This is a genomic window from Pseudomonas sp. P1_C12 (assembly GCF_056406435.1).
Genome location: NZ_JBFUAE010000023.1, coordinates 42,944 through 57,232, shown reverse-complemented (window position 1 = coordinate 57,232; position 14,289 = coordinate 42,944). Strand labels below are relative to the sequence as shown.

Here is a 14,289-nt window from a genome sequence, read left to right as displayed (position 1 = left end):
TGCGCTGAACGCGAAGCCTTGCGAGTTTTCTGTTGAACGAGTGTTCAGTCTCGACTATGTTGGGGGCCACCTTCCCCCGGCTGGTTGCGGGCTTGCGTTTCTTCAATTCGAACGAGGCACTGGCATGCGGTTTTCACCCTTTGTAGAGCGGATCAGTGGCCAAGGCGTTGCCGCCTGGGATATTCACTACGCGGCCAGCGCGGCACAGCGCAATGGCGAGGACGTGATCATCCTCAGCGTCGGCGACCCGGATTTCCCCACCCCTGATTTCATCACCGACGCTGCCATCCACGCCTTGCGTGAAGGGGATACCCACTACACCGAAATCGCCGGTCGCCAGGCCTTGCGCGAGGCCATCGCCGGCCGCTACAGCCAACTGATCGACCGCGAACTGCTGGCGTCGAACATCATTCTCACGGCAGGTGCGCAGAACGCCTTGTTCGCCACCTCGATGTGCCTGCTCGGTGCCGGCGACGAAGTGATTGCCTTCGATCCGATGTACGTCACCTACGAAGCCACGCTCAAGGCGTCCGGCGCCACGCTGGTGCGGGTACCCTGTGCCGCGGACTCGGGTTTCCGCCTCGATGCCGCCGTCTTGGCCAAGGCCATTACCCCGCGCACCCGGGCGATTTTCTTCTCCAACCCGAACAACCCCACTGGCGTGGTGCTGGGCCGCGAAGAGCTGCAAGCCATCGCCGACCTCGCCATCGCCCATGACCTGTGGGTGGTGGTGGACGAGGTCTACGAGAGCCTCGCCTACGAGCGTGAACACTTGAGCCTGGCGGCGTTGCCGGGCATGGCCGAGCGCTGCGTGGTGATCGGCAGCCTGTCCAAATCCCATGCCATGACCGGTTGGCGCATTGGATGGGTAGTGGCCCATGAAGCCCTGGTCAATCATGTCGAAACCCTGGTGCTGAGCATGCTGTACGGCTTGCCCGGGTTTGTCATGGAAGCGGCGCTCAAGGCCGTGCAGTCCCATGACGAAGTCACCCACGGCATGCGCGAGATCTATCGCCGGCGCCGCGATCTGGTGGTGTCCGGACTGGCGGATTGCCCGGGCATCAGCGTGCTCAACCCCGATGCCGGCATGTTCGTGCTGGTGGACGTGCGAGGCACCGGCCTGACCTCGCTGGAATTCGCCTGGCGCCTGCTGCGCGAAGCCGGTGTCTCGGTGCTGGATGCGGCGGCATTCGGCGAGCCGGCCCAGGGTTTTGTACGGCTTTCGTTCACCCTGGGTGAAGAGCGCCTGGCCCAGGCCTGCCAGCGCATTCGCGGCTTTGTCCAGGTGCTCAATGGCGAAGCGCCGAGGCCGCTGATCGGCACGCTGACCAGTACCGCAGCCGCCGAACCGGTCGTCGCCAAGACTATGATCGAGGTCGATGGCCTGCACAAACGCTTCGGCAATATCGAAGTGCTCAAGGGCGTTTCCCTGACCGCCCGCGAGGGCGACGTGATTTCTCTGATCGGTGCCAGCGGCTCGGGAAAAAGCACCTTGCTGCGCTGCATCAACATGCTCGAAGTGCCGGACCAGGGACGCATCCTGGTCGATGGCGAAAGCATTCACCTTAACCAGAATCGCCCCGGCGCACCGCTGGTGTCGGACGCCAAACAGCTTGTGCGCATAAGGTCGAGCCTGGGCATGGTGTTCCAGAACTTCAACCTCTGGCCCCATCGCACGGTGCTGGAAAATCTCATCGAAGCGCCGACCCAGGTCCTGCGTGAAAGCCGTGCGGAGGCGACCGAGCGCGCCGAAGCCCTGCTCGAACGCGTGGGGCTTGCGGCCAAGCGCAACGAGTACCCGGCGTTTCTCTCCGGGGGACAGCAACAACGGGTGGCCATCGCCCGGGCCCTGGCCATGCGGCCCAAGGTCATGCTGTTCGATGAACCCACCTCGGCACTCGACCCGGAACTGGTCGGGGAAGTGCTGCGGGTGATCCGCTCCCTCGCCGAAGAAGGCCGGACCATGATCCTGGTGACTCATGAAATGGCGTTCGCACGCGATGTCTCTTCCAAAGTCGCTTTTTTGCATCAAGGGCTGATCGAGGAAACCGGTTCGCCGGACGAAGTGTTCGTACACCCACGCAGCGAGCGTTGCCGACAATTCGTCAACGCTCATCAGACTCGCTAACTCATCATAAAAAGACGGGAAAACAACATGGGAAATCGACGTTTTGCAAACTGGTTGACCGGTGCGGCCTGCGTATTGCTGGCCGGCATGAGTGCCGCCCAAGCGCAACCGATCAGGTTCGCGGTGGCAGCCGAACCCTATCCGCCGTACACCGAAAAGCAGGCCAATGGTGAGTGGAAGGGCTTCGAAGTCGACCTGATCCACAAGCTGTGCAGCGAAATGAAAGCCGATTGCGAGATCAAGGAAGTCGCGTGGGACGGCATCATTCCGTCGCTGCTGGCGAAGAAGATCGACGTGATCTTTTCCTCGATGTCGGTGACCGAAGAACGCGAAAAACAGATCGCCTTCAGCAAGGCCTACTACGATTCGGCGATTGCCGTCGTCGGCCCGAAAGAGGCGTCGGTGAAGAAGTACCCGGATGACCTCAAGGGCAAGATCATCGGCGTGCAGAACTCCACCGTGAGCGCCAGTTACCTGAAGACCTACTACGAAAAAATTGCCGATGTTAAGTACTACGACACCCAGGACTCGGCCAACGCCGACCTGATTGCCGGGCGCATCGACCTGATGATGGCCGACGGCACCGCCATGGCCGCGTTCATCAAGACCCCGGACGCCAAGGACCTGGCCTACCTCGGCACCGTGCCTTACGACCCGATCTTCGGCAAAGGCGTGGGAGCCGGCCTGCGCAAGGACGACGCCGAACTCAAGGCCCGGCTCGACAAGGCCATCCAGGAGTTGCTGGCGAGCAAGGACTACGACGAACTCTCCCAGAGCTACTTCGGCACCAGCGTGAAGCCGGCGTTCTGACCAGCACACAGATCCTGTAGGAGCCGGCTTGCCGGCGAAGGGGCCCTTGAGGCCGCCAAAAGCTTCGCTGGCAAGCCAGCTCCTACAAGGGTTTTTGCAGTGTTTTCATGGTCGTTACTGGGGGTTGAAATGCCGGCAATGTTCGATCTGATCAATTTCACTGAACAGGGATGGGGCAGTGCGCTGTTGAAGGGGCTATGGATGACCCTGCAGATTTCCGCCGGGGCCTTTGTGCTCGGGCTGGCCATCGGGCTGGTGGTGGCGTGCCTCAAGCTCGGCGCGCCAAAACCGATTGCAGCGCTGATGCGCGGCTACACCACGTTGTTCCGCGCGGTTCCTGAATTACTGCTGATTCTGTTGCTGTACTACGTTGGCTCCATGCTCCTCAATTCGCTGATGACCCGGCTCGGCTACGGCGTGGTCGATGTCAGTGGTCCGCTGGCGGCCATCGTGGTGCTGGGGCTGGTGCAGGGTGCCTACGCCTCGGAGATTTTTCGCGCGGCGATCCAGGCGATTCCCTTCGGCCAGATCGAAGCGGCCAAGGCGTTCGGCCTGAACGGTTTCGGTCTGTTCCGCCGGGTCACGCTGCCAATCATGGCGCCTTACGCCATGGCCGGGATGGCCAACCTGTGGATCAACCTGATCAAGGACAGTGCGCTGATCAGCGTGGTTGGCACCAACGAGCTGCTGTACACCGCCAAGCAAGGCGCGGGGTCGACGCGCCACTATCTGTTGTTCTACCTCACGGCTGCCGCGTTGTATTACGCGGTGACGCTGGCGTCGAACTATGTGTCGGGTCGGCTTGAGCGACGTATTCGTCGCTGGATGCCTCTTGTTGACTGAACCGGCAGAGAGAATGAAATGATTCCAGCGTGGATAGTTGAATACGCGGCTCTGTTGGGCCGGGGGCTGCAAACCACCCTCGCGATTCTTTTGATCGCCAGTGTGTTCGGATTTGTCCTGGCGGTGTTGGTGGCGCTGGCGCGGATTTCGAAAAACAAGGTGATCGCCAAGGTCAGCCTGTTCTACACCAGCGTGACCCGCGGTACGCCGTTGCTGATCCAGATCTACATTTTCTACTACGGCCTGGGCAGCCTGTTTGCCCAGTTCCCGCTGATTCGCGGCAGTTTCCTCTGGCCCTACCTGCGCGACGGTTACTGGTACATCGTGTTCGCCCTGGTGGTGTCGGTCGGCGCTTATGTCGGCGAAGTGATCCGCGGTGGCCTGCTGGCGGTGCCCAAGGGTGAAATGGAAGCGGCCTCGGCCTTCGGCATGACCGCGCGCCAGTCCTTGCTGCGGGTACGCTTGCCCCGGGCCATGCGCCTGTTGCTGCCGACCCTGGCCGGGGAAACCGTGATGCTGCTCAAGTCCACGGCGCTGGCGTCGACCATCGCCGTGATCGATCTGCTCGGCGCCGCCAACGTGGTCCGCGCGCAAACCCTGCAGGTGTACGAACCCTTGTTGCTGGTGGCCGGGGTGTATGTGTGCCTGACGTTCCTGATCGAGGCGCTGTTTGCCTTTGCCGAGCGGCGCGGGACGCCGGTACGCAGGTCGGCCTGATGAGTTCGACAAGGGTAGACCGCCGTCAGCGGCACCCTGGCGATGATCTTCGGCCGGCATCCGTCACAGGGCGTCGTCGGTGCTGAATGCCCCGTGACGCAACCCCTTTATCCAGCAGCGGCAGATATGCAGTCCGTTGGCGGCGCTGAAGGTCTCGGGGTTCAGGCACCACTCGAGCCAGAGACCGTCGAGCATCGCCGATAGGCCGATGGCGGCCAGGCGGGTGTCGTGAATCACGAAGCCTTCGCTGGCGGCCAGCCCGTCGAGCAACTGGCGGATCAGATCGAGGTAGGCGCGGTAGCTTTTTTCGTGGGACTGGCTGACGTGTTCGGAGTGACGGATCAGGCTCCAGAACACCACCCACACACCGAGCAGTTTCGGGTCCATGACCCTGGGCGAGAATGAGCCTTCCAGGAAGGCATCGACCTTTTGCGCGGGTGTCTGGGCCTGTTCGATTTCCTGGAGCAGGGCCGTGGTCAGTTCACTGGCGAGCCGCTGGTAGGTGTCGGCGATCAGTGCCTCGATGCTGCCGAAGTGATGGTTGAGCAACCCCACGGACACCCCGGCTTCGGTAGCGATGCGTCGCACGGAGATCCCGGCGTGACCGTCGCGGCCCAGGCAGCGCAGGGTGGCGGCTACCAGCATTTCGCGACGGTCATCGGGTTCGGCGCGGCGGTTTTTCGGGGCATCGGTCGTCACAAGGCTGTCCTTGGGTGAGGTTCCACGCTGCCGAGCTTAGTTGAACGTCTGTTCAATCACCAGCCTCGACAGCAGCGATACAGCGTTTTTCAACGGTCATGACAGGAGGGAAAGCCAATGCCGCAGGATATTTCGTTCAGTGTCAGCAACAACAACGGCGATGCTGTGCGGGTCGGTGCCTGGCGCTATGCCGGCGACGGCAGCGGGCCAAACGTGCACCTGCAAGCCGGCGTACATGCCGATGAAATCGCCGGGATGCTGGTCCTGCACCTGCTGATGCAACGACTGCAAACCGCCGAAACCCAGGGCCGGCTCAAAGGCAACATCACCGTGGTGCCGCAGGCCAATCCGCTGGGCATCGGGCAGTTTCGCCAGGGACGGATCCTCGGTCGTTACCATGACGCCACCGGGCATAACTTCAATCGTTCGTTCGACCAGTCGGCGGCCATGGAACGACCTTCGACCTGCGTTCAGCAATGGCAAAAGAAACTGGTGCAACTGGCCGCCCCGGCCGATGTGATGCTCGACCTGCACACCGATGACGAGGCGCTACCGTACCTGTACGTGCACCGCAGTTTCTGGCCCCGTGGCCGCGAACTGGCGGCGGCGATGAAGATGGACGTGGCGATCATCTGGGATGACGGCGACGATGGCTCCTTCGAGGAAACCATCATTGCCCCGTGGCTGCGCGAAGGCGTCACCGAGCACCGCATGGCTGCGACCCTGGAGCTGCGTGGGCAGGGTGATGTCAGCGACCGCTTTGCCGAGTCGGATGCCGAAGGGCTGTACAACTGGCTGTGCGGTTGCGGTGTCATTGACGAGCAAGTTTCACCGGCTGACTGGCCCGTCGAAGCCGTGGAAATGGGCCACATGGAAACCATCATCGCCCCGCAACCCGGCGTGTTGATCTTCGAAAAAGAGCTGGGGGATTTCGTCGAGGAAGGCCAGCGCTTTGCACGGATTCTCGGGCGGCCGGGCGATCCAGCCTCCGAAGTGGTGCTGCATGCCGAGCAAGCGGGGCGCCTGGTGACGCGCTATCGCGATCGCCTGATATCTCAGGGTATGGGGGTGGCGAAATTCACCGGCAGCCGGGTGTCGCGTAACTGGAGTGGCGGGTTGCTGGACCCCAATTGATACGAAGGTGATTCAGCGCAGCGGCCGAAACGCCGTGCGCAGCTCCTCGACAAACAGCTCCGGCTGTTCCCACGCGGCGAAATGGCCGCCCTTGGCAGCCTGATGGAAGTAGATCAGGTTGCGATAGGCGCGTCGGGCCCAGCTCTCCGGCGGGAAATAGACATCATCAGGGAATACCGTGACGGCCACCGGCAGTGTGATGTCGCCGGTCTTCTGTGCCGCAGAAAAAAGCGGGCTGCGCCCTTTGTTTTCCCAATACAGCCGACTTGCCGAGGCGCCGCTGTTGGTCAACCAGTACAACGTGATGTCGTCCAGTACTTCATCCTTGCCTGGCGATTGCTGTGGGTCGGCGCCATACGACCACTTGGAAAATCCCGGGTGACCGAGCATGAACGCTGCGAGGAACGCCGGAGAATCCGTTACGCCGTAACCAATCAGCTGCGGCCGCGCGGCCATCATCGCGCTGTAGGCCAGGTTTCCCTGTTTAATCGATGCGGCCAGCGCGTCGTAGGTCGCACGCTCCTGCTCGGAATACCCCGCAGGCGCGGGACCGCCGGCAGCAAGTGCTGCGGTCGCTTCCGGCGGGACCGTCGCCGGCAGGTTGAGGTGAATGCCCAGTAACCCGGGCACGGACTGGCGCGCCATGGCGCTCGTGATGGGGCCACCCCAGTCGCCACCCTGGGCAACGTAGCGGGAGTACCCCAAACGCTGCATCAATTGCCCCCAGATCCGGGCCACATGGTCCGGGTCCCATCCGGGCTCAGTCGGTTTGCCGGAGAAGCCGTAGCCGGGGATCGACGGAATCACCACGTCGAATGTATCCGCGCTATTGCCCCCGTGAGCGGCCGGATCGGTGAGCGGGCCGACCACCTTGATGAACTCCAGTACCGAGCCAGGCCAACCGTGGGTCAGGATCATCGGTAACGCATTCGGCCGGGGCGAGCGCACCCAGATGAAATGGATAGCGACCCCATCGAGGGTGGTCGTGTACTGGGGCAAGGCATTGAGCTGCGCCTGGGCCTTGTGCCAGTCATAGTTCGTGCCCCAGTAGCGAACCAGCTCCTGCAGTTTCGCCAGCTGTGCACCTTGTGATCGATCGGCCACCGTCTCCTTGTCCGGCCAGCGTGTGGCCGCGAGGCGGTTGCGCAGGTCAGTGAGTTGTTGATCCTGGATATCGACGTGGAAGGGCACAATGGCGTCGGCGGCGGGAGCGGCGCTCACCAGGGGCGAGTTGCACAGTGCGAGGGCCATTAGCAGGATGACGAAAGCAGATTTCATCTTCATTTCCTCGCTGGGAGGTATGCCTTCGCCCGTGTTCAACGCACATGGGCGAAGGTCGATACAGCCCTTGAGACTGATCTCGTTCAACAGGACGCGCAAGCAGGTTTTATCAAACACACAAAACCTGTGGCGAGGGGGCAGCGTTAGCCACCGATTCAGTGATTACTCAGGCGGATCAATCTGATCCAGCACCCGGTTCGCCGTGATCTCCGCCAACATCACGCTGTTGGAAATCCCCAGAAGGGCATTGCGCGAGCCGCCGTCCAGATGATCCACCAACTGGTGCACCATCACATCGACCGAGGCCAGGGTCTCGACCAGATACACCATCAGGGTTTCGGTATCGACCTTGGGGTCTACGATAAACAGCGAGCCTGGCGTGCGCGGTGTGGCTTTGATGTCGGCAGTCGATGGGAAGTGGAAGGCGAGGGCACGTTCGGCGGCCTCGTTGAGCTTGTTTGAATCGGGTTCGTACGGGGATGTCGGATCGGTGTCCGGCGGGTTGGGGGTGACTTTGAACATATGCTTGCTTCTCTGATTGGGTGCCAACCCTCTTGCTGCTAAACGAGAAGGAGGCAGCTGTGCGCAGGTTAGCAGACCGGGGAAGCTAGCAAAGCCGGCGCGCCCGAAGGCGCCCTGCGCACAGCCACCATCAAATGCAGGCATGGGAATACCTGACTGACAGGAGCTTGTGCACCTTGCTTACAACCCCGGGCTGCTAAACCCGACCACTGATGGGCAGTGGCGCGGAAACGATAGAGACCAGAGGCAAGGCGCACAAGCCGGCGGATTCTGGCGTAACCGTAGGCAACGACGCAAGGTCTTGTAGCCCTCAGGAAATAACCTACAACCTTTTTAAACAAGCGCTCTTGCGGACATGAGCAACTGACTACCGGCTTTCGTGTATCGCTGTGTATCAGGGCACGACATCCGCATACAGCTATACAAAACCCTCTCTTTACGGATACAGCCCGGATACACCACTGGGGCCAAATAGACCTGCCAAAGCGAGATGCACAACGCACCTCGCAACCAGGTTTATCAACCCTTGTGGTACGACCAATAGTGGTCCAGCCACGCCATTGATCCGGAGTATCAACATGTCTCGTATCCAGTTCCCGAACAAAACCCGTATTGGCCTGATCGCTGTTGCACTGGTCGGCGGTATCAACTTCGCGTCCTCCGCGTTTTCCGCCGAAGCCTTGCCTCAAGGCTATCAACTGGCTTCCGCAGAAAAGACCAGCGAAGGCAAGTGTGGTGAAGGCAAGTGCGGTGCCGAAGCCAGCGCGCAAAAGACCCAGGCCGAGGGCAAGTGCGGTGAAGGCAAATGCGGTGATGCCTCGTTCGCCAGGACCGACGCCGATCATGACGGTCGCGTGTCGCTCAAGGAACTGCTGGCGGTGGCGCCCAAGGGCACTGAGGAATTCAAGGCGATGGACACCAACAGCGATGGTTTCCTGTCCGAGGGTGAGGTGTACAAGTTCCGCACCAACCAGTACATCTCCAACGGCAAGAAAGTACCGACCGAGCTGTTCACCAAGTTGAGCCAGGCTAAAGACTGATCGGCTGCTACGAAAAAACCCTTCCTGCGTTGACGCGCAGGAAGGGTTTTTGGCGTGGGCAGTACTGGTTTGGTCGTCAGGCGCGAAATTGCACTGCACTTGACCACCGGTTGCATCGGATTTAACCAGCAGGCTTTGTAACCATGACCGGCAAAGAACGGCCATAAGCAGCCAGTCGGAAATGTCCACGAAACCATGGGCGATTCACTCTGGGGCACACAGGCATTCAGCTTCCCTCCGCCCTCGGTTCCCGACTGGGAGCGCGGCGCCTGCAAAGTTGCCATTATCATTTGTCGTCCATCTTTGTTGACGATTGTGGCCGGAGCTCAGTGCTCTCTTCGGCGTTGGGCGCTTCTGGAAAACTCCCTGGCGTGAACACATGGGTCTGCAAGTCGCTGGCATCGACTTCGGCGACACCATGAACCGAACGGGCCAGACCAATGGCCTGCTCACACTGTCTATGAGTGTTGACGCGGCCGCTTAACCCCACTATGCCCGCATGGGTTTTGACATTGATATGCAGGCTAAGGGTCGGATCGGAAAATGCCAGGGCCGACTTCACCTTGGCGGTAATCCATGCATCGTGAACGGCCATCTCCAGACCATGAGAGTAATGCTGGAAGGAGTGAATTTTCATGGCTGAACCCTCTCTCGCGTAATCAGACGTACTGTCCATCCCATTTGCTGTGCAGCCCTCTGCCTGTCAGGTGAAAGCTATGGATACCTGAGTCGTTTTGGAGCGCTCGCCACGCAAACATTGACAGAAATTAATTATAGTACGGCCGTTGCCTGCGGTCAGAGCACTGTCCCCGTGAACGTCCGCCTTGGTCGCTCTGTGCCAGGCGCAACAACTACAGAGCACTCAACAGTCCTTATTGCGATCAGCCCTGATCAACCCATAGCTGCCGATCTCGACCGACAGAATCGGCCAGGAACGGACGTTTATAGATAGGAGCACTTAACCCAGTGCCAGCTGAGATGCTTGTTCGCAACCAGGCTGGGTTCGCTGATGGGTTACGCTGCCGTTGGTCGGCGCCTTGCGCAGCCGTGCGATAGAAAACTATAGGAATAAACTCTCGTGCCGATATCAGTGAGGCAGGGCCTGCACGCGCCTGACCTTGAACCTGAGCGATCGAGCACATTGATGAGTGACAAATCTTTGGAAGAAAAAGCGGCAGTGATGGTCGACCCACATGAAACGATGGCCAGTATCGGACAGATCACTGCCGGGCGCGATGCCCTGCAACAGCGCCTGGACAAGGCTGATCGCGCGGTTCAGGAGCTTCAGGAGCAACTGGACTTGGCAAAGACGCTGATGACCCGTCTGCTGGCCGCGAGTTTTGCGTCGACCGGCAAACCTTCCGCGCCCTTGACAAACTGGGGGCTAAATGAGATCGACGTTGTCGAACGGGAGATGGCCTGCTATTTGAATCCTGCCAATGAGGCGAGTGCCGCTTGACAGGTCGCCTCCGGCAGTTGCGGGTGCGAGCCACATTTGAGTCGACCTCTCATCGTCCGCATTGGGTTGAATCAACAGCCGAAAGCGGACGTTTCCAGGCACCTGCGAAGTTATGGCGATTTAGTCTTGGTCCGTGGGAAATCAGTGCTCGCCATTAATCTTTCGTGAACATACGCCTCAAATTGTTCGGCTGGCAGTGGCGGGGAAAACAGGAAGCCCTGGTAGGTCTGGCAGCCATGCTTGACCAGAAAGGTGCGCTGGGCTTCTGTCTCCACACCTTCTGCAATCACCGAAAGCCCCAATATCTGGCTCAGGCTCACAATCGCGCAGGCGATTGCGGCGTCGTTGGGATCAACCAGCACATCTCTGATGAAGGACTGGTCGATCTTGAGTTGATCCAGCGGAAGGCTCTTCAGGTATGACAGTGACGAGTAGCCGGTTCCGAAATCATCCAGCGAAAGGCCTATGCCGATCTCTTTCAACTCGATCATTTTGGCGACAGTACCTTCCATATCCTCTATCAGCAGGCCTTCGGTCAGTTCCAGTTTCAATTTCTTCGGATCGGCCCCCGTGTATCTCAGTACTTGCAGTACCTCCTCGACGAAGTCCGGATGGTGAAACTGGCGGGCGCTGACATTCACAGCCATACCCAGTCGGGCGGTTTCCGAATGCTTTGCCCAGGCAACCAGCTGAGTGCAGGCTGCCTGCAGCGCCCAACGGCCTAACGGCAGAATCAACCCCGATTCCTCTGCCAATGGAATGAACTCGCCTGGAAACACGACTCCGCGCTCAGGATTCTGCCATCTCATCAGTGCCTCTGCGCCAATGATACGGCCCTCACTATTCACCTGCGGCTGGTAATGAAGAAGGAATTCGTTGTCCTGCAAGCCTTGGCGCAAGTCTACTTCCAGTCTGGCGCGTGCCATGGCAACCGCCTGCATTTCCGGATCGAAGAAGCGCATGGTATTGCGGCCCGCCGCCTTGGCGCGATACATCGCCAGGTCAGCGCGCTTCATAATATCGTCCACTGTGCTCAGCTGCCCCTGGAACAGCGCAATGCCGAGGCTGGGGGTGCTGTGGTGCTCATATCCATCCAACTGGTAGGAAATGTTCAGAGAGTTGAGAATCTTTTCGCCAATAGCCTTGGCCTGGATAGCTGCTCCTGGAGGATTCTCATTAAGGCCATCCAGCAGGACGACGAATTCGTCTCCGCCCAGGCGAGCCACGGTGTCGCTCTCGCGTATGCAGCCGCAAAGGCGCAGAGCAACTTGCTGCAGCAACATGTCGCCTCTGTCATGCCCCAGCGTGTCGTTCAGTGCCTTGAAGTTATCCAGGTCAATGAGAATTATCGCGTTCGTATGCAGGCTACGGGAGCTGCCCGCCAGCAGATGCTGTAACCGGTCCAACATGAGCCGCCTGTTGGGCAGCCCGGTCAACTGATCGTAGAAGGCCAAACGCTGGACCTCTTGCTCAGCGGTCTTACGGTGGGTGATGTCAGTATTGATCGACAGAACGGATTGCGGCTGGCCATCATCGTCTCGCACCAGGGTTCGATGACTTTCGAGCGTGATGATGCAGCCATCCCGGCGTCGAAGTGTAACTTCGTCCGCCCGGTCACCCGTTTCTATCAGGCTGTTAGTGGCCGCATTGAAAGCGGCGCTACCCTGGTAGATCAATTCCTGTGCCGATTTGCCGAGTGCCTCTTCCTTTGACAGACCGTAGAGACGCTCGGCACTTTTGTTCCAGTACAGGATGCGGTTATCCATCCCGTGAACGACAATGGCGTCCTGGGCCTTGTCCAGCAGCGATGCTTGCTGGCGGGCCTGCTTCTCGCTTTCGCGCAGCACTGCCAGATAACCTTCCCGTTCGGCTGCTTGCGACTCCATTTCGCGCCTGATCTTGCCCCCGTAGATAACGGCCGCACTGACCATCAGTAGTACGAACACCATGATCGCGTATTCGACCCGGCGCAGTTCTTCGACCGACTCAAGCTCCTCCTCCAGGAGCTTGCTTTGAATCAGGCCAACGCGATCCCGCACGGTACTGAGTGAGGCGAGCAACAGGGCAAACTTCCTGTCCATCGTTGCCATGCGTTTGCCGGCATTATCCGACTGCCCCTCCCTGAAGTAGGAAAAGATCAGCAAGGCCTCGTTCACCATTTCGACCATCGCGGCATCAATTGCACCCACCTCATCCTTCAATGCAAGGGTAAAGGCTTGTATATCTGCACTGTGTTCAGCCTCATTGGCGATCCGTACTTCCAACTGTTTTTTGGCCATTGCCAAATGCTCGTTGAAGGCGCGCAAGGCTTCATTCATGTTCCGCGATTCGGCTTCAACATCATGTGTATCGAACACATTATTGCCCGGCGCATTGACTTTGGAAGCCAGGCTGCCCAGCGTTGAATAGCTCGACAGCTGTTGGACCCACGACTGGTTTGCCGTGATGGAGCGGTGATAGGTATCGACGATCAGGTGATTCAATAGCACGCTCAGCACAACAACCAGCACGTCGAATCCCGCAAGAAAAAAGTACATGCGGTGCCATTTGGTCGAGCGCGGCTTATTTGAACGGGTGGGTATGGCTTGCTTTGCGGTGCTTTTATTCCTGAAAAAATCCATTTCACAATCTCCAAACATAATCCTTCTAAATTGACCAATAGAAGCGGTATTCGGAAACCAATTAACCTTTTGTGCCGACACCTGAACCTGAGAACACACCGCACGTAGCATTAGCCAAATTTTTTCTCTGTTCTGGATTCACGCTGGTTTTCGTGAGCGAAGCTCCCGAGACAAGCAATAGCTACCGAAGCTATACGTCTTAAGTGTCACGCCAACCAACTATTCGACACTAAGCAATGCATTTGGCGATGCTAATTTCATGGTGAAATTTTTTACTCTCGGAAGCAGTCTCTTAACATTTCGGCGATAAAACGAAATCATTTTCATTTGTTGTGTTTGACATCATCGTTTCAGGTAACGATTCTCCTCGCTCTCCATTGTAGAACTGAACGTCGGCAATCACTTTTGCCAGATGTTCTGTTCCTTTCAATTTCCTCAGCCTCGTTCTGCGCCTCTGGCGAGCGTGCAGACCTTGGCCAGCATGTCTGGGGTGAGCATATCCCCGTTTTCGCAGTGCCCAGCCGCACCGTAGCGAAAGTCGATTCGATCCTGAGTGATCCCAACAGATCTAGTCCAAACCCTGCGCCTGCAGGTGCAGGGTTTGCTCCATGTCTTCCCGAGTGTCGTTGCGGATTTGCGCCCCTGAACTGGATGCTTCACGCAGAATAGTCGGGTGACATAGGGCACGTTGCGGGTCATTTCCGCGCAGCCTGCCGGACTGCCTGATCAGTTTCGACAGCAGACCAAGCATAGCCACAAATTTGCCATTATTCTGTTCGTCGACTGCTCCAGGTCGGTAGCAGCCCTTGATGGTCGGCAGCTTTCGGCCGATTCTGTTGAAAAAGTCGGCCATGGTTTGCGTATCTGAAAAGTACGCGTCCGAGGTTGAAATCTTTACTTTTGGCAGAGGCTACCGGACTCGGATTTCACGTAGCAGCGTGCAAAAAAGGCGTTATCACCAGTCAATGATCAGGCAGTTTGGGCAGAGCGACTTTTTCAACAGAATCGGTCGTTTTCTGCCGGTCATAGCCATAA

Annotated in this window: 13 protein-coding genes; 7 read left to right on the top strand and 6 right to left on the bottom strand. The window is 58.9% G+C overall.

Features of this window, described 5'->3' with window-relative positions; genetic code table 11:
• Positions 1-124 precede the first annotated feature (124 nt).
• The 4 genes from AC1D19_RS27505 (at position 125) to AC1D19_RS27490 (ending at position 4,498) form a co-directional block, all read left to right on the top strand.
• On the top strand, positions 125-2,128 hold the full coding sequence (locus AC1D19_RS27505; protein ID WP_477765216.1) for an aminotransferase class I/II-fold pyridoxal phosphate-dependent enzyme: 2,004 nt from the start codon (positions 125-127) through the stop codon (positions 2,126-2,128).
• Positions 2,129-2,155: 27 nt separating this feature from the next.
• The gene (locus tag AC1D19_RS27500) at positions 2,156-2,938 is read left to right on the top strand and encodes a transporter substrate-binding domain-containing protein (RefSeq protein ID WP_477765215.1); all 783 of its coding nucleotides are present in this window, start codon (positions 2,156-2,158) and stop codon (positions 2,936-2,938) included.
• Between the two features lie 129 nt (positions 2,939-3,067).
• Complete coding sequence (locus AC1D19_RS27495) at positions 3,068-3,781, top strand: ABC transporter permease (RefSeq protein WP_477765214.1); 714 nt, start codon at positions 3,068-3,070, stop codon at positions 3,779-3,781.
• Between the two features lie 18 nt (positions 3,782-3,799).
• Positions 3,800-4,498 carry an ABC transporter permease gene (locus tag AC1D19_RS27490; RefSeq protein ID WP_223533165.1) on the top strand — a complete coding sequence of 233 codons (699 nt, stop codon included), beginning with the start codon at positions 3,800-3,802 and terminating at the stop codon, positions 4,496-4,498.
• Positions 4,499-4,561: 63 nt separating this feature from the next.
• Here the strand turns inward: AC1D19_RS27490 and AC1D19_RS27485 are convergent, their stop codons facing one another.
• On the bottom strand, positions 4,562-5,197 hold the full coding sequence (locus AC1D19_RS27485; protein WP_477765213.1) for a TetR/AcrR family transcriptional regulator: 636 nt from the start codon (positions 5,195-5,197) through the stop codon (positions 4,562-4,564).
• Positions 5,198-5,314: 117 nt separating this feature from the next.
• Here AC1D19_RS27485 and AC1D19_RS27480 point away from each other — a divergent pair, with 117 nt between their 5' ends.
• Positions 5,315-6,331: a M14 family zinc carboxypeptidase gene (locus AC1D19_RS27480; RefSeq protein ID WP_477765212.1), complete on the top strand. Its 1,017-nt coding sequence runs from the start codon at positions 5,315-5,317 to the stop codon at positions 6,329-6,331.
• Between the two features lie 12 nt (positions 6,332-6,343).
• On the opposite strand, the gene AC1D19_RS27475 is transcribed toward AC1D19_RS27480, so the two are convergent.
• Both AC1D19_RS27475 and AC1D19_RS27470 read right to left on the bottom strand, forming a co-directional pair.
• Positions 6,344-7,609, bottom strand: a complete 1,266-nt coding sequence (locus tag AC1D19_RS27475) for an epoxide hydrolase family protein (RefSeq protein ID WP_477765211.1) — start codon at positions 7,607-7,609, stop codon at positions 6,344-6,346.
• 165 nt (positions 7,610-7,774) lie between these two features.
• Complete coding sequence (locus AC1D19_RS27470; RefSeq protein ID WP_477765210.1) at positions 7,775-8,134, bottom strand: DUF6124 family protein; 360 nt, start codon at positions 8,132-8,134, stop codon at positions 7,775-7,777.
• Between the two features lie 578 nt (positions 8,135-8,712).
• On the opposite strand from AC1D19_RS27470, the gene AC1D19_RS27465 reads away from it, so the two are divergent.
• Positions 8,713-9,174 carry an HvfA family oxazolone/thioamide-modified RiPP metallophore gene (locus tag AC1D19_RS27465; protein ID WP_477765209.1) on the top strand — a complete coding sequence of 154 codons (462 nt, stop codon included), beginning with the start codon at positions 8,713-8,715 and terminating at the stop codon, positions 9,172-9,174.
• 286 nt (positions 9,175-9,460) lie between these two features.
• Here AC1D19_RS27465 and AC1D19_RS27460 read toward each other — a convergent pair whose 3' ends face one another.
• Positions 9,461-9,811 carry a BON domain-containing protein gene (locus tag AC1D19_RS27460; protein WP_477765208.1) on the bottom strand — a complete coding sequence of 117 codons (351 nt, stop codon included), beginning with the start codon at positions 9,809-9,811 and terminating at the stop codon, positions 9,461-9,463.
• A gap of 507 nt (positions 9,812-10,318) precedes the next feature.
• Here AC1D19_RS27460 and AC1D19_RS27455 point away from each other — a divergent pair.
• A complete protein-coding gene (locus tag AC1D19_RS27455) occupies positions 10,319-10,633 on the top strand; it encodes a hypothetical protein (protein WP_477765207.1) in 315 nt (104 codons plus the stop codon).
• A 110-nt stretch (positions 10,634-10,743) separates the two neighbouring features.
• On the opposite strand, the gene AC1D19_RS27450 is transcribed toward AC1D19_RS27455, so the two are convergent.
• The gene (locus AC1D19_RS27450; protein WP_477765206.1) at positions 10,744-13,254 is read right to left on the bottom strand and encodes a putative bifunctional diguanylate cyclase/phosphodiesterase; all 2,511 of its coding nucleotides are present in this window, start codon (positions 13,252-13,254) and stop codon (positions 10,744-10,746) included.
• Positions 13,255-13,822: 568 nt separating this feature from the next.
• Positions 13,823-14,107, bottom strand: a complete 285-nt coding sequence (locus AC1D19_RS27445; RefSeq protein ID WP_477765205.1) for a hypothetical protein — start codon at positions 14,105-14,107, stop codon at positions 13,823-13,825.
• Positions 14,108-14,289: the final 182 nt, after the last annotated feature.